Source organism: Streptosporangium sp. NPDC000239 (genome assembly GCF_040300765.1).
Taxonomy (GTDB): domain Bacteria; phylum Actinomycetota; class Actinomycetes; order Streptosporangiales; family Streptosporangiaceae; genus Streptosporangium.
Genome location: NZ_JBEPEI010000004.1, coordinates 523945 through 544665 on the forward strand (window position 1 = coordinate 523945; position 20721 = coordinate 544665).

General features: G+C 71.6%; 20 protein-coding genes. 14 read left to right on the forward strand and 6 right to left on the reverse strand.

The features are described from left to right. Positions 1-106 precede the first annotated feature (106 nt). Positions 107-820, forward strand: coding sequence for an ABC transporter ATP-binding protein (locus ABT340_RS14700; protein ID WP_352011233.1), 714 nt, complete (start codon positions 107-109; stop codon positions 818-820). Then, entirely contained in the window at positions 817-1548 is a 732-nt protein-coding gene (locus ABT340_RS14705) for an ABC transporter permease (RefSeq protein ID WP_352011234.1), read from the forward strand. The genes ABT340_RS14700 and ABT340_RS14705 overlap by 4 nt, the downstream gene beginning before the upstream one ends. Before the next feature lie 89 nt (positions 1549-1637). Here ABT340_RS14705 and ABT340_RS14710 read toward each other — a convergent pair whose 3' ends face one another. From ABT340_RS14710 to soxR, 3 genes are all read right to left on the reverse strand, one after another. Then, entirely contained in the window at positions 1638-2153 is a 516-nt protein-coding gene (locus tag ABT340_RS14710; protein ID WP_352011235.1) for a hypothetical protein, read from the reverse strand. A gap of 258 nt (positions 2154-2411) precedes the next feature. Then, positions 2412-3185 (reverse strand): lytic polysaccharide monooxygenase, encoded by a 774-nt coding sequence (locus ABT340_RS14715; RefSeq protein WP_352011236.1) that lies wholly within the window; start codon positions 3183-3185, stop codon positions 2412-2414. A gap of 117 nt (positions 3186-3302) precedes the next feature. Beyond that, positions 3303-3773, reverse strand: a complete 471-nt coding sequence (gene soxR, locus ABT340_RS14720; protein ID WP_352011237.1) for a redox-sensitive transcriptional activator SoxR — start codon at positions 3771-3773, stop codon at positions 3303-3305. A 44-nt stretch (positions 3774-3817) separates the two neighbouring features. Here soxR and ABT340_RS14725 point away from each other — a divergent pair, with 44 nt between their 5' ends. From ABT340_RS14725 to ABT340_RS14755, 7 genes are all read left to right on the forward strand, one after another. Then, positions 3818-5263 carry an MFS transporter gene (locus ABT340_RS14725; protein WP_352011238.1) on the forward strand — a complete coding sequence of 482 codons (1446 nt, stop codon included), beginning with the start codon at positions 3818-3820 and terminating at the stop codon, positions 5261-5263. A 169-nt stretch (positions 5264-5432) separates the two neighbouring features. Beyond that, positions 5433-5999, forward strand: a complete 567-nt coding sequence (locus ABT340_RS14730; protein WP_502992505.1) for an RNA polymerase sigma factor — start codon at positions 5433-5435, stop codon at positions 5997-5999. Next, on the forward strand, positions 5992-6942 hold the full coding sequence (locus tag ABT340_RS14735; protein ID WP_352011240.1) for a CU044_5270 family protein: 951 nt from the start codon (positions 5992-5994) through the stop codon (positions 6940-6942). The genes ABT340_RS14730 and ABT340_RS14735 overlap by 8 nt, the downstream gene beginning before the upstream one ends. 39 nt (positions 6943-6981) lie before the next feature. Then, positions 6982-10293 (forward strand): S8 family serine peptidase, encoded by a 3312-nt coding sequence (locus ABT340_RS14740; protein WP_352011241.1) that lies wholly within the window; start codon positions 6982-6984, stop codon positions 10291-10293. Positions 10294-10922: 629 nt separating this feature from the next. Beyond that, a complete protein-coding gene (locus ABT340_RS14745; RefSeq protein WP_352011242.1) occupies positions 10923-11537 on the forward strand; it encodes a hypothetical protein in 615 nt (204 codons plus the stop codon). A gap of 19 nt (positions 11538-11556) precedes the next feature. Continuing rightward, positions 11557-12690 (forward strand): sensor histidine kinase, encoded by a 1134-nt coding sequence (locus ABT340_RS14750; RefSeq protein WP_352011243.1) that lies wholly within the window; start codon positions 11557-11559, stop codon positions 12688-12690. After that, positions 12687-13355, forward strand: coding sequence for a response regulator (locus ABT340_RS14755; protein WP_352011244.1), 669 nt, complete (start codon positions 12687-12689; stop codon positions 13353-13355). The genes ABT340_RS14750 and ABT340_RS14755 overlap by 4 nt, the downstream gene beginning before the upstream one ends. A gap of 64 nt (positions 13356-13419) precedes the next feature. On the opposite strand, the gene ABT340_RS14760 is transcribed toward ABT340_RS14755, so the two are convergent. Together ABT340_RS14760 and ABT340_RS14765 are read right to left on the reverse strand one after the other, a co-directional pair. Continuing rightward, on the reverse strand, positions 13420-13956 hold the full coding sequence (locus ABT340_RS14760) for an SMI1/KNR4 family protein (RefSeq protein WP_352011245.1): 537 nt from the start codon (positions 13954-13956) through the stop codon (positions 13420-13422). Positions 13957-14077: 121 nt separating this feature from the next. After that, positions 14078-14458, reverse strand: a complete 381-nt coding sequence (locus tag ABT340_RS14765) for a peptidase inhibitor family I36 protein (protein ID WP_352011246.1) — start codon at positions 14456-14458, stop codon at positions 14078-14080. Between the two features lie 348 nt (positions 14459-14806). On the opposite strand from ABT340_RS14765, the gene sigK reads away from it, so the two are divergent. The 5 genes from sigK (at position 14807) to ABT340_RS14790 (ending at position 19334) form a co-directional block, all read left to right on the forward strand. Further along, complete coding sequence (gene sigK, locus ABT340_RS14770) at positions 14807-15403, forward strand: ECF RNA polymerase sigma factor SigK (protein ID WP_352011247.1); 597 nt, start codon at positions 14807-14809, stop codon at positions 15401-15403. Next, positions 15400-16176, forward strand: a complete 777-nt coding sequence (locus ABT340_RS14775) for an anti-sigma factor (RefSeq protein ID WP_352011248.1) — start codon at positions 15400-15402, stop codon at positions 16174-16176. Before sigK ends, ABT340_RS14775 begins: the two co-directional genes overlap by 4 nt. 129 nt (positions 16177-16305) lie before the next feature. Next, positions 16306-17859, forward strand: a complete 1554-nt coding sequence (locus ABT340_RS14780) for a molybdopterin-dependent oxidoreductase (protein ID WP_352011249.1) — start codon at positions 16306-16308, stop codon at positions 17857-17859. Positions 17860-17903: 44 nt separating this feature from the next. Next, the gene (locus ABT340_RS14785; protein ID WP_352011250.1) at positions 17904-18509 is read left to right on the forward strand and encodes a fasciclin domain-containing protein; all 606 of its coding nucleotides are present in this window, start codon (positions 17904-17906) and stop codon (positions 18507-18509) included. A gap of 162 nt (positions 18510-18671) precedes the next feature. Further along, a complete protein-coding gene (locus ABT340_RS14790) occupies positions 18672-19334 on the forward strand; it encodes a fasciclin domain-containing protein (RefSeq protein ID WP_352011251.1) in 663 nt (220 codons plus the stop codon). Positions 19335-19553: 219 nt separating this feature from the next. Here the strand turns inward: ABT340_RS14790 and ABT340_RS14795 are convergent, their stop codons facing one another. Beyond that, on the reverse strand, positions 19554-20699 hold the full coding sequence (locus ABT340_RS14795; protein ID WP_352011252.1) for an FAD-dependent oxidoreductase: 1146 nt from the start codon (positions 20697-20699) through the stop codon (positions 19554-19556). Positions 20700-20721: the final 22 nt, after the last annotated feature.

Genomic DNA, 20721 nt, shown 5'->3' on the forward strand with positions numbered 1-20721 from the left:
CAGCGACCTGGGTCCACACCCTGACCTCCGAAGGCGATACCTGGGTCGGTATCCCTCTCGCCCCAGGGCCGATGACCGGCGGCGCCGGATCCGGTGGACTTGACGCATGATCGAGTTCAGTCACGTAAGCAAGGTCTACCGAGGGGTCCGGGCACTCGACGACGTGTCCTTCACGGTCGAACCCGGCGGCGTCACCGGGTTCCTCGGGCCGAACGGCGCGGGCAAGTCCACGGCCCTGCGCGTCCTGGTCGGTCTCTCCCGCCCCACCTCCGGCTCCGCCACCGTGTACGGCCTGCCGTACGGCGGGCTGGGCAACCCCGGGACCCGGGTCGGGGTGCTGCTCGACGCGGGCGCCCTACATCCGGGCCGCAGCGGGCGGGAGGTGCTGAGGCTCGGCGCGACGACGCTCGGCCTGCCGGAGTCGCGGGTCGGGGAGATCCTCGACCTGGTCGGGCTCACCGGCCAGGAGGCGCGGCGCCCGGTCGGCGGCTACTCGCTGGGGATGCGGCAGCGGCTCGGCATCGGCCACGCGCTCCTCGGCCGCCCCGGGACGCTCATCCTGGACGAACCCGCCAACGGCCTCGACCCGCAGGGCATCCGGTGGCTGCGCGAACTGCTGCGCCACCTGGCCGACTCCGGCTGCGCGGTGTTGCTCAGCTCGCATCTGATCCACGAGGTGGAGCAGATCGCCGACCACGTCGTGATGATCGGCCGGGGCCGGGTCCTCGCCCAGGGGTCGGTCGACGGGCTCGGCGGCGGCCGTTCGCTCGAAGAAGTCTTCCTGAACCTCACCTCTGACACGGACCGGAGTGCGGCGTGACCTCGATCCCCTTCCACAGGCTGCTGCTCGTCGAGACCCGCAAGATCTTCGACACCCGGAGCGGGAAGGTCCTGACGGCGGTCCTGGTCGCGCTGACGGTCGCCTCCGTCGTGGGGCGCGGCCTCGTCGCCGGTCCCCGGCTGTTCACCCTGACCGGCACGGCCGGGATCGGGTTCGGCATCCTGCTGCCCGTGCTCGCCGTACTGTCGGTGACCGGCGAGTGGAGCCACAGGACCGCCCTGACCACGTTCACGCTCGAACCCCGCAGGACGCGGGTGCTGGCCGCCAAGTTCCTGCCGCCGCTGGCCGTCGCCGTGGTGGCCACGGTGTTCGCGCTGCTCGTGGCGGTGCCGGCCACGGCCGTCGTCGCCGCCGTCCGGCACGTCCCGGCCGACTGGGCCGTCCCTCCCCTGGCCCTGCCCGGCATGGCCGCGACGTTCGTCCTGCTGACCGCGATGGGCTCCGCCTTCGGCCTGCTGTCCCTGAACGCCCCCGTCGCGATCGTGGTCTGCCTGACCAACACGATGCTGTGGAGCGTCGTCAGCAGACTCGGCGAGACCGGCCGCGTCCTGGCGGAGTGGTTCGACCTGGGCAACGCGACCGGCCCCCTGGCGACCGGCACCATGACGGGCGGCGACGCCGTACGGCTGGCCACGTCGGTCCTGCTGTGGATCGCCCTCCCGGCGGCCCTGGGCGCGCTCCGCGTGTCCCGCGCCGAGATCCGCTGACGGGGTCGGTTGAAGTCGAGGCCGAGTTGGCGGGGGTCAGGGACCGGGTGCCCGTGCCATGCTGACCGGCGAGCTCTGAACCGGGTGGGTCAGAGGTCGGGGTCGTTCTGCTGGGCCTCGGCGAGGGCGACGAGGAGGCCGTCGGCGGCGCCGCGGAACATGCGGTGCAGGTCGCGGACGTTGTCGACGATGACGACGCTGTCGAGCAGGTCGGCGCGGAGCCTGGCGGCCCTGACGTCACCGGCGCCGTCCGGGTCGAAGGCGGTCGCGGCGAGGAACAGGCCGCCGACCCCGGAGGCCACGGCGGCGTCGCGGGCGGCCGTGCCGTCGATGGCGGAGATGTCGTCGGGGACCCCGGGCAGGATGGGGCGGCCGTCGCGGAGCATGAGGGTGAGCGGGCGGATCGGGAAGTCCTCTCCGGCGATGCCCTCGGGAACGAAGGGCTCACCGGTGAGACAGCGGGTGCGGTTGTCGGGGTAACCCCAGGGCTTGCCTCTGGCCTGGTCGGCGAGGCCCGCGCGGGTGAACAGGCCGCCCTCGGCGTCCAGCACGAGGTCGCCGGGCTGCCAGCGCTCGCCCTCGTAGGGATGGTGCTCGTCGCTCACACCCGGCACGTTACCCCCCACCACCGACAAACAGCCCGAACGAGGGGTTCCGGCGACCGTACGGCCCGCCTGACGGCTCCGGACGTACGGCCCGCCTGACGGCTCCGGACGTACGGCCCGGCCGGCGGTTCCGGGTCGTGGTCCCCGATGGTGGTCCCCGATGGTGGTCCCGGATGGTGGTCTCCGTGGGAAAAGGGGAGAGCCCGCGTCCCCGGTGAAGGGGGCGCGGGCTCTCAGTGACGTACTGGCGTCACCGGATCACTGGCGCTGCCAGAGGGCCGGGACGTTCGGCGGCTCCCAGCCGGGGAGGGCGGTGTGCTGCTGGAGGCAGCGGTAGGTGGTGCCGTTGTAGATCGCCAGGGCGCCCGACGTGTAGACGGTGCCGGCGGCCCACGGGGAGGCCGGGCCCTGGGTGGGCGTGACGGTCGGGGTCACGGTCGGCGTGACCGTGGGGGTCACGGTGGGGGTCGCGGTCGGCGTGACCGTGGGGGTCACGGTGGGGGTCGGCGACGGGTCGGGACCGCCACCGACGTTGACGTCGACGCAGTTGTAGAAGGCCATCGCGGTGTCGGCGATGTTCCAGATGGCGTAGATCTTCTGACGGCCGCTGTAGTTGCCGAGGTTCACCACGTGCGAGACCGTGGAGCCGGGAATCTTGCCACGGTCGTTGAACTCCGCGACGCGGGTGTTGCCGACGTAGTACTGCCACGTGCTGGTGGAGTGGCGGGCCTCGATCCGCCAGTTGAACGTGACGCTGCTGCCGACGTTGGTGACCGGCCACGCCTTGCTGTCGTCGTCCAGCGGGGACCAGCGGGCGTCACCTCCGCTGCAGTTGTGCTGGCCCTTCGGGCCCTCGACGCTCGCGGGCTCCCAGATGATCTGGCCGCAGTTGGAGACCTTGCCCTGAGCGCACAGGGCCTGCCTGCTGGGAGGAGAGGTGATGTAACCGTGCGCCGACGCGGGCGTGGCGGTGAGCAACACCGTGGCGAACGCGATGACCGTCGCTGATGCGACTGAGATCGTTCTGCGCATGTTGATTCCTTCGCTGGGGGGAAATCCAAATATAAAGGAAACTTTACTAACAGTAAATATCCCTCGAACTGGGATTCCACCCAAACGGTCAACGCGCCCCAAGGCCTCAGGAAAGGGTCACTCGTCCTCTTCGGGGAGAGCCGGAGGCAGTCGCGTGGCGCCCGTCCCCTCCTCCGCCAGGCTGTCCTGCGGGTTGAGGACACGGCAGCGCCGCAGGGACAGACAGCCACAGCCGATGCATCCGGTGAGTTCCCGTTCGAGCCGTTCGATCTCCCGGCGGCGGGCCTCAAGGAGGGCGGCCCAGCGGCGCGAGATGCGCTCCCAGTCCCGCTTGGAGGGCATCCGGTCGCCGGGCAGGCCCTCGAAGACCTGGGCGACCTCCGCCAGCGGGATGCCCATGCGTTTGGCGACCAGGATCAACGAGATGCGCCGCAGGACGTGCCTGCGGTAGCGGCGCTGGTTGCCCGCCGTACGTTCGGAGACGATGAGGCCCTGCTGCTCGTAGAAGTGCAGCGCGGAGACGGCGACACCCGCGCGGCGGGCCACCTCTCCCACGCTGAGAAGGTCCGTCGGCGTGAGCTTGTCCATACCCTCTTTACCTCAAGTGGACTTGAGGTCATAGCTTACCGGCCATGGCAGCGTCATCCACGGAAGATATCGGGAAAACACCTCCGCGCTCCCCGGAAAAAGGTCCTCGCCCAGGCAGTTGGGGAGACCTGTTCCGCCGTGATCACCTGGCCGCGGCGCTCGTTCTCGCCGGAGGCGTCGCTCTCTACGCGATGAACCTCTACCTCACCGCCGCCCTGATGCCCTCGATCGTCCAGGAGGTCGGCGGAGAGCGGTACTACGCCTGGGTCGCGACCGGCTTCCTCATGGCCGCGGTCATCGCCTCGATGCTCGTCAGCCGCCTCCTCGTGTCCCTCGGGGCGAGCGGCGCCTACGTCCTGGGCTTCCTCGTCTTCGCCGCCGGAGCCGCCCTGAACGCGCTGAGCCCCACGATGGAACTCCTGCTCGTCGGCCGGGTCGTGCAGGGCTTCGGCGGCGGCCTGCTGGCCGGGCTCGGATACGCGGTGATCCGGGGCGCGCTGCCCGACCGGCTCTGGGCCCGGGCGGCGGGACTCGTCTCGGCCATGTGGGGTGTGGGCACCCTCGTCGGACCCACCCTCGGCGGCCTGTTCGCCCAGCTCGGCGCGTGGCGGTGGGCCTTCGGCCTGCTCGCCGCCGTCGCGCTCGTCCTGGCGGCCCTGGCCCGCCGCGCGCTTCCCGGCCACACCCGGTCCGAGGCGGACCGCGAAGCCGTACCCGTGCTCTCGCTGGCCGTGCTGACCCTCGCGGCCGCGGCGTTCAGCGTCGCCTCGACCCTGCCCCAGGGCTGGGGAACCCTCGGCGGGGTGGCCGTCGGCGCCGTGCTCGTCGTCGCGTTCGTCGTCGTCGACAGGCGTGGCGCCGCGACCGTGCTCCCCCGGCTGACCTATCTCGGGGGCAACGGCCTGAAGTGGATCTACCTGACCGTCGCGGTGCTGTGCGCGGGGGTCATGACGGAGAACTTCATCCCGCTGTTCGGCCAGCGGCTCGGCGGCCTCAACCCGCTCGTCGCGGGCTTCCTCGGCGCCGCCGTCTCCGCGGGCTGGGTCGTCTCCCAGCTGTTCAGCGTGGGCATCACCGCCGAACGGTCCAAGACCCTGGCCGTCCGTTGCGGATCGTTCCTGCTGCCCGCCGGTCTGCTCGCGTACGGCTTCCTCCAGAGCGCGGACGCCTCCGGGCCGCTCGTCGCGCTCTGGGCGGCCGTCCTGGTCCTGGCCGGGGTCGGGATCGGCGTCGCCTACCCGCACCTGAGCGTCGCCGCGATGCGCAGCACCGACGACGAACGGGAGGGCGCCAAGGCCGCCGCGGCGCTCAGCACCACCCAGCTCATCGCCTACACCGTCGCCTCGGCCCTGGCGGGCATCCTGCTCAGTCTCGGCGGCTCGTCCCTGGTCGCCTCCGCCCGCTCCATGATCCTCGGTCTCGCCGTCGTCACCGTCCTCGGTACGGTCACCACGGCCCTCGCCCTGCGAGGGTCGCACGGACAACGGTGAGGCGTCGCCGTACGGCCGCCGCGTCCCCGCTGAGCTGGAGGGGCGCGGCAGCTTTCTGCTGTGCGGGATGGGTTTCTGCCTTACGGGAAGATGATCTGGCTTTGCGGCGAAGAGATGGTGAGAGCACCCACCGACCGAAAGGCAGGCTCATGTCGGAGACAAGAGCTTGATCACCGAAGCGGATGAGCTGACCGACGCCGAACTCGTCGCCCGCTACCGGCGGGACCCCGACCTGTTCACCGTCGTTCACGACCGCTACCACCGTGACGTCCACCTGTACGTCGCCGGGCGGCTGGACACGCAGATCGCCGAGGACATCGCGGCCGAGACGTTCCTGGTGGCCTTCGACCGACGTGACCGTTTCGACCCGGAACTCGGGGAGTTGCGGCCCTGGCTCTTCGGCATCGCCACCAATCTGATCGCCAGGCACAGGCGCAAGGAGACACGGCACTACAGGGCGCTGGCCCGCCTCGGACCGGACCCCGACGTCGAGGGGCACGAGAACCGGGTCGTCACCTCCGTCACGGCCCAGCGCATGCAGCCGTATCTGGCCAGGGCACTCGCCGCGCTCTCCGGGGGCGAGCGCGACGTCCTGCTCCTGGTGGCGCTCGGCCAGCTCGGCTACGAGGAGGTGGCCCAGGCGCTCGGCATCGCCGTCGGCACCGTGGGGTCCCGGCTCAGCCGGGCACGCGCGAAGATCCTCACCCTCATCGACAAGGAGAAGGTCCGTGGATGACCTGGACGACATCGCCGCCCTGCTCACCAAGCCCGAACCGCCCCGCGAGGTCCTCCTGCGCAGCCGGGGACGACTCCAGGATCGGATCGACGGCCGCACCCGGCACCGTCGCCGCGTCAACTGGCTCGTGCCCTCGGTCGCCCTGGCGGCCACGGTCACCGCGGCCGTCGCCGTGGTCACGGTGGACCCGGCCCCGTCCGCCGTACCCGCCGCGCCCACCACGACCACCTCGGCCGCCGTCTCGGTCGGCGACCTCTCCGGCAAGGAGATCCTGCTCATGGCGGCCGTCAGCGCGGAACGCACGCCCCAGACGACCGGGACCTACTGGCACGTCACGTCCACCTCCCTGAACTCGGACATGCCTCCGATAGAGAGCTGGACCAGACGTGACGGCCGACGCTGGACCAGAGCCATGCCGGGAGACCCCGCCGACACCGTCCTGCAGAGCAGGAACCCGCTCTCCCTCAAGGGCGCGGACATCAGCCTCGACGACCTCGCAGGGCTGCCGACCGATCCCGAGGCGTTGAAGACCTGGATCGTCCAGCGTCAGGGAAACCCCGACGACATGAGCCTGTCCGAGCAGCGAGACGAACCGCTCTTCCCCCTGATCACGCTCATCTCCGAACTGCCGACGCCCCCCGAGGTCCGCGCCGCGGCGTTCAAGGCGCTCGCCACGACACCGGGGGTCAGGAGCACGGGCGCGGTCGAGGGCGGCCAGGCACTGGCCATCCCCGATCCCGGCTACCACGGCTGGGAGATCAAGATGGTCGTCGACCCCGAGACCGCCCAGGTGAAGCGCACCAACTTCCTTCTCGGCGGAGACGGAAGCGTGACCTTGTCCGGGGATGCCATCGCGTTGGCCACCGAGTGGACGGACGAACTTCCCAAGCAAAGATATTCCGCGTTCGCCCACGGTGACCTGGAAGGGCTCGCGAAGGCGTGACCCTGGGCGAACACATCCCCCTCAACCCCTAGGAAGGCCATGATCTTCGGCAAACCGTTCCTCGCCGTCGCTCTCGCGGCGACGGCCCTGGGCGTCACCCCGACGACTCCCTCCCAACCACCTCAACCGGCCGACGGGGTCACCCTGATCACCGGGGACCGCGTCGTCATCGTCGGCCGTGGACACCGGATCATCCCCGGCCCCGGCCGTACGGAGGTCGTCTTCGCGAGCCGGACGCGGGACGGGCACCTGCACGTGACCCCCTCCGACGCCCAGCCCCTGATCGCCAAGGGCGTGCTCGACCCCCGGCTGTTCGACGTCACCCAACTGCTCCAGTGGCGGTACGGCGACGCCGACACCCCCGACATCCCACTGATCACCCGGTCGGAGAACGGCCCGGCCCCCGCCCTCGGGAGCGCGCGGGGTCTGCGGCGGCTCGACGGCCTCGGCATGGCCGCCTTCCACCTGCCCAAGAACGGCGCGGCCCAGGCATGGAAGGACCTGGCGGGCGGCCGTACCCTGGCCCCGGCTACCGCCAAGATCTGGCTGGACGGCCGCCGGTCCTTCAGCCTCGACCGGAGCACCGCGCAGATCGGCGCCCCCGAGGCGTGGAAGCAGGGGCTGACCGGCAAGGACGTCACGGTCGCCGTGCTCGACTCCGGCTACGACCCCGACCATCCGGACCTGAAGGGCGTGGTGACCCAGGAGCGCAACTTCAGCGAAGACCCCGACATCCGCGACACCCTTGGCCACGGCACCCACGTCGCCTCGATCGTCGCGGGCAACGGGGAGAAGTACCGGGGAGTGGCCCCCGGTGCCCGGCTGGCCATCGGGAAGGTCGGCGGCGAGCTGGGTCCCTCGGACTCCGCCGTCCTGGCGGGCATGGAATGGGCCGCCCGCGAGGTCAAGGCCAAGATCGTCAACATGAGCCTGGGCTACGACGACCAGCCGGGGATCGACCCCGTGGAGGAGGCGGTGAACACGCTGTCCGCGGAGACCGGCACCCTGTTCGTCGTCGCCGCGGGCAACGACGGCGGCAGCCTTCCGGTGAGCAGCCCCGCCGGCGCCGACGCCGCCCTCGCGGTCGGTGCCGTCGACAGGCGGGACCAGGTGGCCTACTTCTCCAGCCTCGGCCCCCGGATCGGCGACCACGCCGTCAAGCCGGACCTCACCGCACCGGGTACGGACATCGTCGCGGCGGCGGCCCAGGGCACCGCCGACGGTCCCCACGTCGCCGCGAGCGGCACCTCCATGGCCTCACCACACGTGGCCGGGGCCGCGGCCATCCTCGCCCAGCGGCACCCCGACTGGACCGGGCAGCGGCTCAAGGCCGCCCTGGTCGGCAGCGCCCGTCCCACGTCCGGCGCCACGCCGTACCAGCAGGGCACCGGGCGGGTGGACGTGGTCCGCGCGCTGAGGCAGCAGGTCACGGCCCAGTCCGAGGGCACCTGGGCCGCCTTCCCCTGGAAGGGGCCCGACGGGCGGGAGAAGACCGGGACCATCACCTACGCCAACGCGGGCGAAACCCCGGTCAGCCTCGACCTGACCGTGGAGGGGGACGTGCTCCGGCTCGGCACCCAGCGCCTCGACGTGCCCGCCGGAGGGCAGGCCTCGGTCACGGTCACCGTCGACGCGGCCGGCAAGGCCCCGGGGGAGCACGTGGGGACGGTCACCGCCACCTCCGGTGACACCGTGGTCCGCACCTTCGCCGGCGCGTACGTCGAACCCGAGTCCTACGACGTCACCGTCAACGCCCTCGACAGGCAGGGGCAGCCGGTCGATCCCTGGATGGCCGAGATCTACGACGCGAAGTCGGGCAAGACCATGGGCCTGACGTTCCAGAACGGCACGGCCACCGTACGGCTCGCCAAGGGCGACTGGAACCTCTTCACCGAGACAGCGGAACGGGTGGACGGCAGGAGCTCCTTCACCACCGCCGTCTCCCCGTTCAAGGTCGACGGTGCGGACCTCCGCCTGACGACGGACGCGCGTCAGGGCAGAGCGGCCGGGGCCACCCTCGACGACCCGACCGCCGAACGCCAACGTGGCTTCGACCTCGGACTGGTCCACGGCGCGTGGAGCTTGACGGCTTTCGCGACTGCTGACGTCGGTTCCCAGCGCTTCGTCCCGGTTCGTCTGGCGGGCCTGACCTACGACCTGCACACCACATGGCTGAGCAAGGACGTCACGCCCAGCCCCTACGTCTACGACCTGGTGGACCACCACACCGACGGCCTCCCCGACAACCCCGTCTACGACGCCAGGAAGCGGGACCTCGCGAAGATCACCACGACCTACCGCGCCTCGGGAACCGCGGCCACCGGGGCGCCGATGTCCGGGCGTTCCTCCGACAAGTTCCCCGGCACACTCATGGGCATTCCCGTCGGGGACATCCCCCTGCCGGGAACGCTCGTGCACTACCGGACCCCCGGGGTGGCCTACGAGGACGGCCTGCAGGTCGGTGACTCCATCGTCTTCGGCGCGGGCGGGCTCGCCAGGCGCGGACAGACCGGCGAGACCGTGAACGCCGCCGTCACAGGTCCGTCGTTCCTGCTGCCGAACGGCGGCCGCACCGGCGACGAACTGCTCTTCACCGGGGCGGGGATGTTCGCCGACGGCGGCCGGGAGAGAACCGGCTCCGACAGCGCCGCGACCGGCACCGCCACCCTCACCGGGGACGGAAAGACGCTGGCCACGGCCGACCTCGTCGGCTGTGACGCCTTCGACACGCGGACCTGCGAACTCCGTACCGCCCTCCCCGCCGGGCCGGGGACCTACACGCTGACCGCGTCGATGCGCAGGCAGGTGCCGTACTCGACACTGTCCACCGCCGTCGAGTCCGCCTGGACGTTCCGCTCGGCGACCACGGCCAAGGAACAGCCGCTCCCCCTGACCGCCGTCCGGTACGGCCCGGCGGGCCTGGACCCCTTCAACCGCGCCAAGCCCGGCAGCCTGACCCGGCTCCCCCTCTGGCTCGACCACAACCCCGGCTCCTCACCGTCGGCCGCGCCTTCCTCGGACTCCTCGACTGCGCCTTCCTCTGTTTCTTCGGCCGCGTCTTCCTCTGGTTCCTCGGCCGGCTCTTCGGCTGGGACTTCCTCTGGTTCCTCGGCCAGGTCTTCGGCCGGGGCTTCGGGGTGGTCGTCGAGCCGGACCTCGATCCGGTTGGAGATGTCGGTCGACGACGGTGCGCACTGGCGTCGAATCCCGGTCGTCCGTACCGGCTCCGGCTGGACCAGCATGGTGCCGAACCCGCGTACGCCCGGTTTCGTCTCCCTCCGCGCGACCGTGACCGACCCTTCGGGCACCGGCCTGACCCAGACGATCACCCGCGCCTACGCCATCGGCTGATCCAACACCCCAAACCCCTCAGGCCCGGTCACCCCGAACCCGGGCCTGAGGCCTTTTCATCCGTACGGCCCGCGTTGATCCCACAGGCTGTGGACACCCACCCCACGAAGCCACCCAGAGCCCGGCCGATCACTACCCTGGCTACCAGCGTTCGCCTCTCCCCAAGAGACACCATGCCCGAGATGTCCAACTCAACAGAAGTAATGAATTTCAGCTCCTCACGCCGATAAACCCCCAGGTCACCAAGGGTGCTCCCCGCGTACGCGGGGATGGTCCCTCATCGGCCTTCTCAGCGAGACGCGCTTCGAGGTGCTCCCCGCGCACGCGGGGATGGTCCCCCGGCGGCCAAGCCCAAGGCCAAGGGGCGCCGGTGCTCCCCGCGCATGCGGGGATGGTTCCTCACGTCCGTCTCCGACGGGACCTCCTAAGGGGACGGCGCGACGAGCCGATGAGAGCCCTCAGGTGACGGCACTCCGTCGGCAAGACCGGTGGGACCCCCCTCTCAGGAGCCTGTCCGGTCCGGCGGATCCCTCCTGAGAGGGGGGTGGGAGTTCGCTCGTCGCGGCGATGTCCACAAAGTCGTGAAAAACCAGGATTAAGGAGGTCAGCCTCACCAAGGAGTCAACGAGATGAACCCCCGTATCGCCTTCGTCGCCGCCCCCGTCCTCACCTTCACCTACGGCGTGCTCCGCATCCTCGACGGCCTGGACGGTGTCCGCGGCCCCGGCGTCGCCTGGACGACCGGGCACCTGGCCTTCGTCGGTGCCCTGGTGTTCTTCGCCATGGCGTTCCACGAGATGCGAAGGCTGGCCGGTCGCGGGCCCCTGGCCACCGGGCTGGCTTCCGCCGGATATATCGGCATCACCACACTGATCGCCCAGTTCTCCATCGACATCGTCCTGGGGTTCCGGGCAGCCGACCACGCCGAGATGGGCGTGCTGTTCGACCAGGTCCAGGCGGTTCCCGGCGTTCAGCAGGTGGTCTACGACTTCGGTCCGCTGCTGTTCTTCGTCGCCCAGATCGGCCTGGTCGTACAGCTGGCGGCCCAGCGCCGCGTCAAGGCGTGGACGCCCGTCCTGGTGATCGCCGACGTACTGGTGCCGTTCGTGGACAAGGACCTGATGCCGCTGGGCGGCGCCTGCCTGCTGGTCTCCTTCCTGGCGCTGGCCCAGGTGTCCCGCGCGTCCCGCCTGGCCGACGGCCGGCACCGCGTGGTCGAGCCCGCCGTACCGGCTTCTGTGTGACGAGTAGAGAATGCGCATTATGCCCCTTTTTGATCGGCTGCGCGCCATCCCGGCACTCCAGCTGGACGTGGCACTCACCGCGCTGGTCCTGGTGGTCCAGCTCTGGCCGCTCCTCTCCGCCGCCCAGGAGTCGTTGAGCTGGTGGGGGTACGCCGTCGTGCTCGCGGCGACCGTGCCCCTGATGTGGCGGCGGCGGGCACCGGTGGTCACGCTCATCGTCATCCTCGGCGCCGTCGCCCTCTACGACCTGTCCGACCGGGTCGCCGCCCAGCCCGTCTGGTACGGCGCGCTGGTGGCGATGTACTCCGCCGCCGCCTACGCCTCCTGGTGGCCGCGTGTCATCGCGCTGGCCGTGGCCACCGTCGGCGGGCTCGCGTTCACCGGGTCGTCCGACACGGCGGTGCGCGGCGTCGTGCTGTTCGTCGCCGCCTACGCCGTCGGCCGGGCCGCGGCCGTCTCCCGGAGCCACGCCGCCGCCCTTGAGGAGCGGGCCGCCCAGCTCCAGCGCGAACGCCGGATCGAGGCCGAACGGGCCGTGGAGCGCGAGCGGGCCCGCATCGCCAGGGACATGCACGACATCCTGGCCCACGCGGTCAGCCTCATGGTCGTCCAGGCCGAGGCCGGGCCGGTCGTGGTGCGCACCGATCCCGACCGGGCCGAGGCCACGTTCGACGCGATCGCCGCCTCGGGGCGCGACGCGATGACTCAGCTCCGCAGGCTGCTCGGCGTGCTCAAGGAGGGCGAGGGGCAGCGCGCGCCGCAGCCCACGATCGCCGACCTGCCCGGCCTGACCGACCAGGTCGCGAACCCCGGGCTGGCCGTGAACTACGTCGTCACCGGCACCCCCGTCCCGCTCCCCGGTGACGTCGACGTCGCGGCCTACCGGGTGACCCAGGAGGCGCTCACCAATATCGTCAAGCACTCCGGCGCCACCCGCGCCGACATCCGACTCGACTGGCGGGACGACGAACTCATGATCCACATCACCGACGACGGCAAGGGAGCCTCGCGCGCGCTCCCCCGTGGCGGTAACGGCCTGATCGGCATCCGTGAGCGCGCCGCCGCCTGCCACGGCACCGCCTCGGCGGGACCGCGCTCCGACGGCCCCGGCTTCGAGGTCGTCGTCCGTCTTCCCCTCGGGGTGGCGGCGTGAGCGGCCTGCGTGTCGTCATCGCCGACGACCAGGAGCTCGTCCGGACCGGGTTCGGCATGATCCTCGACGCCCAGCCCGACATCGAGGTCGTCGCCGAGGTGGGGGACGGGGTCGAGGCCGTCGAGGCGGCCCGCGCGCACAGGCCGGACGTGCTGCTGCTCGACATCCGGATGCCCAGGATGGACGGCATCCAGGCGGCCGGGATCGTCTCGGCCGAGACGCCGTGCCGGGTGCTCATGCTGACCACGTTCGACCTCGACGACTACGTGTTCGAGGCGCTGCGGGCGGGCGCGAGCGGGTTCCTGCTCAAGGACGTACGGCGGGACGACCTGGTGCACGCCGTACGCGTGGTGGCGGCCGGTGAGTCGCTGCTGGCCCCCTCGGTCACCCGCAAGCTGATCGCCGAGTTCACCTCCCGGGTCCAGGCCGTGAGGCCACCGGCCGGAGAACTCGACGTGCTGACCGCCAGGGAACAGGAGACCCTGCGGATGATCGCCCTGGGGCAGTCCAACGCCGAGATCGCCGCCACGATGGTCCTCAGCGAGCACACCGTGAAGTCCCACGTCAGCAACATCCTCACCAAGCTCGGCCTGCGTGACCGGGTGCAGGCCGTGATCGCGGCCTACGAGGGCGGCCTGGTCGTGCCGGGTCACGGTCACACCTGATCCCGCCGTGGTCGCCGGTCGCGCCCGGTGAGCGGCTCGACCGGACGGCGCCGCGCCGTGACCCTCAGACGTCGAACCAGGGCCTCCCCGCGACCCAGTGCTCGACCCATCCGGCGAACCCCGAACTCCCCGTGGTGGTACCGAACTCCGCGCCGAAGGGGACGGCGCCCTCGCCGCTGATCTGCCAGACGTGCCCCCGGTGTGGGCCGCTGACGACGAGGTGCCAGTACATGCCGCACCCGTCGGTGCCCAGCACGATCGAGCCGTGGTAGAAGACCCGTTCGAGCAGAGGGTCGATCTCCTCCGACGGGCGTGGATCGTCCTCCCACGCCCACACCGCCGTCAGCGGGAAGGGCAGGGCCAGGACCCGTCGCGGCCGACGGTCCCCCCAGTCCCTGGGCAGCTCGGCCAACGGCACCAGCCCGAAGTCCGGCGGCCCCGAGCGGGACCCGTCACAGACCTCGGCGACGAACGTCCGGTACGGCTCCGGCAGGACGATCCCGTGTTCCGCCTCGAAGGCACGCACGGCGTCCCAGCCCAGGGGCGGCCCGCACGTCCCGACGTCGAACGCGGCACGGAGCGCGGCAAGGTCGCTGTCCATGCGACCAATGACTACCACGCGGCCCTGTCCCGCTCGGATTCGGTGAACGTCCAGGGGGCTTGAACGACGGAACCCGGGCCGCGTACGGCCCGGGTTCCTTGTCTGACGGGATGTCGCCGGATCAGCAGGAGGGCGCCACCGCGTCGATCTTGCCGCCGAAGTCGTTGTCGTAGACCCTGCGGTAGTCGCCGCTACGCACGACGCGGGTCTCCCTGCGGTCGGGGACGTGGATCCAGTTGATGAAGCAGCCGTTGGCCTGGGCCCTGAAGGAGCCGACGTTGTCGTGCAGGGCCGGGGGGACGTCGACGTAGCCGTTGCCGGGGTTCCAGCACCACGAGGCGCCGGTGTAGTTGCGCCCGCTCCACAGGCAGATGTCGCCGGCCGTCGCGGTGGTCGTCGAGGTGGGGACGGCGGCCGAGGCCGGGGTCGCGCAGGCCAGGGCGATGAGCCCGAGAGCGCCGACGGCGACGGCGATCCGGGCGGTGGAGGTCGTTACCTTCATGGTGGTTTCTCCTTTTCTGGGTGGTTAAGGAAGATCCCTCAAGGCACTTCCAGCACAGTATGTAATGGATCGAGTTCGAAGGGTAATGGTTTTTGCATCCGTGTTCTTCGCCGCCCCTCGGAGCGCCCGCACTCTCCGCCGCTCCTGGAGAACGCGACGACGGGGGTGGATCGTGCCGCAGCGCGCCGACCATGATCATCATCGTCCGGCTCATGACCGGCCGAACCGGTCCTGCCGCCCGCCGGGCACATCGCGGGTGCCGCAACCAGGTGTGTCACCCATCCGGTACGCGGATGGCTCCGAAGCTTTTGTGGCCGGTGCTGTGCCGGTCGGGGCAGGAGGATCCGCATGGGAGCGCGTGACCGGTCGCCGGTGGGCGAGGACCGTCCGGATGGCGGCCCGCCGGGGCTGGAGGAGTTGCTGCAGGAGGTCGGCAGGGGCGGCCGGGCGGCGTTCGAGCGGCTGTATGAGGTGCTGGCGCCACAGGTGTTCGGGCTGGTGCTGCGGGTGCTGCGGGATCGGGCGCACAGCGAGGAGGTGGCCCAAGAGGTGCTGGTGGAGGTGTGGCGCAGCGCCGCCCGCTACGATCCGGGCAAAGGATCGGTGATGGCGTGGGCGCTGACCATCGCACACCGGCGGGCGATCGACCGGGTGCGTGCGGCGCAGGCGGGCGCCGACCGGGAGGAACGGGCCGCACGGCTGGAGCCGCATCGCTGCTTCGATGAGGTGTCGGAGCTGGTGGTGGGCCGGTTGGAAGGTGAGCGGCTGCGCCGCTGCCTGGGCAATCTCACCGAGTTGCAGCGTGAGTCGGTCACCTTCGCCTACTACGGCGGCTACTCCTACCGGGAGGTCGCCGAACTGGTCAAGGCCCCGTTGGGGACGGTCAAGACACGGATGCGCGATGGGCTGATCCGGCTGCGCGACTGCCTGGGAGTGGACCGATGAGGGAACGAGAGGACGGGTTCGACCCGCACACCCTGGCAGGTGCCTACGCGCTGGACGCCATCGACGATGAGGGCGAGCGGCGCCGCTTCGAGCGGCATCTGGCCGGATGCGCCGAGTGCGCTCAGGAGGTCGCCGGGTTCACCGAGGCAGCCGCGCGCCTCGGCCTGGCGGTGGCGGCCGAGCCGCCGCCCGGCCTGCGGACGCGGGTGCTGGCCGAGATCCACCAGGTGCGTCAGCTGCCGCCGGTGCTGCCACCCGCAGCGCCCTCCAGGCGGCTACGGGGAATCAGGTGGCGGCCGTGGTCGGCGGCGGTGAGTGTGGCGGCGACGTTGGCCGTGGTGGCCGGGCTCGGCGTGAGCACGGTGCAGGCGCGTCAGGAACTGGCGCAGGCCCGGCGCGCGGAGCAGCGAATCGCCGCGGTGCTGGGCGCGGATGACGCCCGGGCGGTAACCGTCCCGGCCGCCGCGCCGTCCGCCGGGGGCGGGCGTGGGCGCGGCACGGTGGTGCTGTCACGCTCACAGGGCGCGCTGGTGTTCTGGGCGGCCGGGCTGGGCGATCCGCCCGCAGGCCGGGTCTACCAGCTGTGGCAGCTCGCGCCGGGGCGGATCACCTCGGCCGGCCTGCTTGCCTCCAGCGGGTCCGGAGGCACCGTGCCGGTGCTGAGCGCTCTCGGGGCCGATGTGGGTCAGGTGGGGGTGACGGTGGAGCCTGCCGGTGGTTCGCGGCAGCCGACCAGCACGCCGTTGCTGCTGGTCGACGTGTCCGCTGCCTGATCTTCCCTCCGCCGGGAAAGTGGCGCCCATCCGTTTCCGCGGTGACTCCGAAGCCCTGGTGTGACTGATGAGACACCGGCCCACAGCGTAACGGCCCCCGTTACGGGGGCCCAGACGCCGGGAGCCTGGGTGTCGGAGGTCTTCGGCGTGCTGGCCGCGGCTCTGGCGCTGGGGACGGCGGAGCTGACCGCCGCGCTGGCAGGTCGGCCCGAGGCCGGTCCGCTGCTCGCGGTGGGGTCGGCGTTCATCGACCTGAGCCCGGCGTGGCTGAAGGACTTCGCCGTCCGCGCCTTCGGCACCGCCGACAAACCGGTCCTGCTTCTGGGGTTGGTGACCGTGCTCGCGGTCGCGTCGGCGGCCGTCGGAACGGCCGCGCCCCGGCGTCCGCGCCTGGCCATCGCGGCCCTGGCAGGGCTCGCGGCGCTCGCCGGGGCCGCGGCGCTGTCTCGGCCGGGAGCCGGCCCGGTGGACGTGCTGCCCGCCACGGTGGGGGCGGCGGGTGGGACGTTAGCCCTGCTGTACACCCACCGCCGCCCCCGTCCGGGGCCTGAGAGCCGTATCACGCTCGGCGTCCCGCGCCACGACCGTCCCATCCAGCCACCGGCACCCGCGCCGGGAGCCGACCGGCGGGCGCTGCTCACCCGCGGTGCCGCCCTGCTGGGAGTGGCCGTGCTGAGCGGCGGCGCCGGCAGGGTGATCACCTCGGCCCGCCAGGCCACCGCCGACGGCCGCTCCCTGGTGCTGCCGCCTCCCTCCGACCCGGCCCGGCCGCTTCCGCCGGAGGTCGGGCTGAACGTGCCGGGGCTCGGCCCGTTCACCACTCCCGACAACTCCTTCTACCGGGTCGACACCGCGCTGATCGTCCCGCGCGTTCCGCACCATGAGTGGACGCTGCGCGTGCACGGCCTGGTCGACCGCCCGATCGAGCTCACCTTCGCCGACCTGCTGGCCCGCCCGCTCACCGAGCGCGATATCACCCTGACCTGCGTGTCCAACGAGGTCGGCGGTCCATATGCCGGAAACGCCCGCTGGCTCGGCGTCGACCTGGCGGCACTGCTGCGCGAGGCCGGAGTACAGGCCGGAGCCGATCAGATCCTGTCCCGCTCCGTAGACGGGTGGAGCGCCTCCACCGCGCTGGAGTCGGTGCTGGACGGACGCGACGCGCTGCTGGCCGTCGCGATGAACGGCCGCCCGCTGCCGCCCGCCCATGGATTCCCCGCGCGGATGATCGTGCCCGGCCTGTACGGGTACGTCTCGGCCACCAAATGGGTCACCGACCTCAAACTCACCCGCTTCGCCGACGAGCAGGCGTATTGGACCCGGCGAGGCTGGGCCGAACGAGCGCCGATCAAGACCGCCTCCCGCATCGAGGTGCCCAAACCCTTCGCGGAAGTACCCGCCGGAAGCGTCACCGTCGCAGGGACCGCGTGGGCGCAGCACCGCGGCGTCGCCGCCGTCGAAGTCCGCGTCGACGGCGGTCCTTGGCGGCAAGCCGACCTGGCCGCCTCCGCGGGGCCCGACACCTGGCGGCAGTGGCGTACGACCTGGCAGGCCACCCCCGGACAACACCGCCTTGAGGTCCGCGCCACCGACGCCACCGGCCACACCCAGCCCGCCGAACGCGTGCCGCCGATCCCGGACGGCGCCACCGGCTGGCACACGGTCCTGGTGACCGTCACCTGAGCCCCCCAGCACACCCATCCACCAGACACGGGAGATGTCCGAACATGAACATCCGTCACGTCATCGCCGCTCTGCCGATCACGGCCGTCGCCGTCTCGATGACCGGCTCGGTCGCGTTCGCCTCCGCCCCGCACGCCACCGCCGCAGGAGGAGGAGCAGTCGCCCTCGCCGCGGCCCGGCAGCCCTTCGGTCCGGCCTGCTCGGCCGTGCCCGCCACGGGCAAGGGCAGCTTCGCCGGCATGGCCGCCGACCCGGTCGCCACCGCCGCCTCCAACAACCCCGCCCTGTCCACCCTCGTCGCCGCGGTGAAGAGGGCGGGCCTGGTCGACACCCTCAACGGGGCAGACGGCATCACCGTCTTCGCGCCCACCAACCAGGCGTTCGCCAAGATCGACAAGAGAACCCTCGCCAAGGTGCTGGCCGACAAGAAGACCCTGACCGCCATCCTCACCTACCACGTCGTCCCCGGGCGTAAGACCCCCACCGACCTGCGGCGCGGCAGCTTCACCACCCTGCAGGGCGGCAAGGTCACCACCACCGGCTCCGGCACCACCTACAAGGTCAACAACGCCCGCGTGGTGTGCGGCAACGTCCCCACCCGCAACGCCACCGTCTACATCGTCGACACCGTCCTCATGCCCACCAGGTAGCCGCAACGGCGGGCCCGCCGCACCGGCGGGCCCGATCGCGACGACGGCCTCAGACACCTCCGCACCACACCGATCGTGATCGCGGTCATCTACCGGCCGTCCGCGGCCCCGCTCACCCCCTTTCCACCCGCCCCCGCCTCACCCCGGTAAGGAACCTCACTCATGATCACGAACAAGCGCCTGGCCGCCGCCCTGCCCCTGCTGGCCCTGGCCGCGTCCCTGACCGCCTGTGGCGGCACCAGCGGCCAGACCAACGCGGACACGGGCGCCGCCCCCTCCGGCAGCGGCGCCGCCCCGACCTCCACCGGCAGCGCTCCGATGGCCACCGGCTCCGCCGCCGAGCCCGTCGCCGACACACCGTTCGGCATGGCCTGCTCCGCGGTTCCCGCCTCCGGAGAAGGCAGCTTCACCGGCATGGCCGACGACCCCGTCGCCACCGCCGCCTCCAACAACCCCGCCCTGTCCACCCTCGTCGCCGCGGTGAAGAAGGCCGGCCTCGTCGACACCCTCAACTCCGCCGACGGCGTCACCGTCTTCGCCCCGACCAACGACGCCTTCGCCAAGATCGACAAAAAGACGCTGACCAAGGTGCTGGCCGACAAGAAGACCCTGACCGCCATCCTCGCCTACCACGTCGTCCCCGGCCGCAAGACCCCCACCGACCTGCGGCACGGCAGCTTCACCACCCTGCAGGGCGGCAAGGTCACCACCACCGGCTCCGGCCGGGACTACATGGTCGGCGACGCCCGGGTGGTGTGCGGCAACGTCCCCACCCGTAACGCCACCGTCTACATCGTCGACACCGTCCTCATGCCCGGGAAATGACCCCGGAGCCGGACTCTCCGAACCTCTTCGGCGATGGTGCGAACGGATTGGATGAACGCCCCCGGTCCGCTCCGGGGTGTCTTTCCGCCGTATTCGTGCGACACCCCGTGGAGACACGGCCCGGAGTCACACCGGCCCGGCATGCGAGCGCCCGGGGTGATACGACGCGGGAGGACCGGAGAACGCGCCCGAGCATGCTCCCGGTCACGGTGCCGAACGTCAGACGCGCCAGAGGGCGGCGAGCTGCCGGGTGGCCAGCCGGGACGGTACCGCGCGCAGCAGGGCGTCACGCAGCGACGCGGCGAGGCCGGTCCGGGAGGTCAACCATGACTGCCGGGACGCCGCCCGCATCATGCGGTTGGCGCCGGGCCTGCGCTCGGCGTCGTAACGCAGGAGCCGCCGGGCGGCGTCCGCCGGTTCCGCACCGGTCAGGTGGCGGGTCAGCGCGGCGGCGTCCTCGAAGGCCTGGCTGGCCCCCTGGCCGAGGTCGGGCGGCATGGCGTGTGCGGCGTCGCCGAGGAAGGCGACCCTGCCGACCGCGAACGAGGGCAGGGGCGCGGCCAGGCAGGCGATCGGGTCGACGTAGATGTCGGCGGGCGGGGTGGCCTCGATCAGCGTCGCGACGAGGGGATGCCAGTCGGCCATCAGGGACAGCATCCACCGGCGCGCCTCCTCCGCGTCCGGCGGCATGCCGTACAGGACGGAGTCGGTGAACCAGTACAGGAGGTCCTCGCCTACGGGGTACAGGCCGAACATCGCCCCGGTGCGGCGGTCGACCAGCTGGCTGGTGAGCAGGTCCGTCACCAGACCGGGCGGGCGGGGCAGCATGCCGCGCAGATCCATCCGGCCGGTCCGCCGCAGCCCGGGGTGGCCGGGGAAGAGCTGTGCCCGCAGCCTGCTGCCGATGCCGTCGGCGGCGATCACGACGTCCGCCCTGGCGACGGGCTCACCGTCGGCGATCACGGTCACCCCGGTGGAGTCGGGTTCCAGACGCTCGACCGGGGTGGAGGTTCGCACCCGCTCGGCGGGGAGCGGGGCGCGTAGCGCCCGGTGCAGGCGCGCCCGGTCGATGATGACGGGAATCCCGATCCGCTCCCGCACCTGGGCCACGTCGGTGATCAGCAGCGGCCGTCCGTGCCGGTCGCGCAGCCCTCCACGGCCTTCACGCATGACGTGCTCACGGACGTCCTCGGCCAGCCCCAGCGTGTCCAGTGCCCGGAGCCCGTTGGGCATGACCACGATCCCGGTCCCCGCCTCCCTGAGCTCGGCGCCGCGTTCGAAGAGCGTCACCTCATGGCCCAGGCGATGCAGCCCGACCGCGGCCGCCACTCCTCCAAGCCCGGCGCCAACCACCACGATCCTCATGGAACCTCCTCGATTCACTACG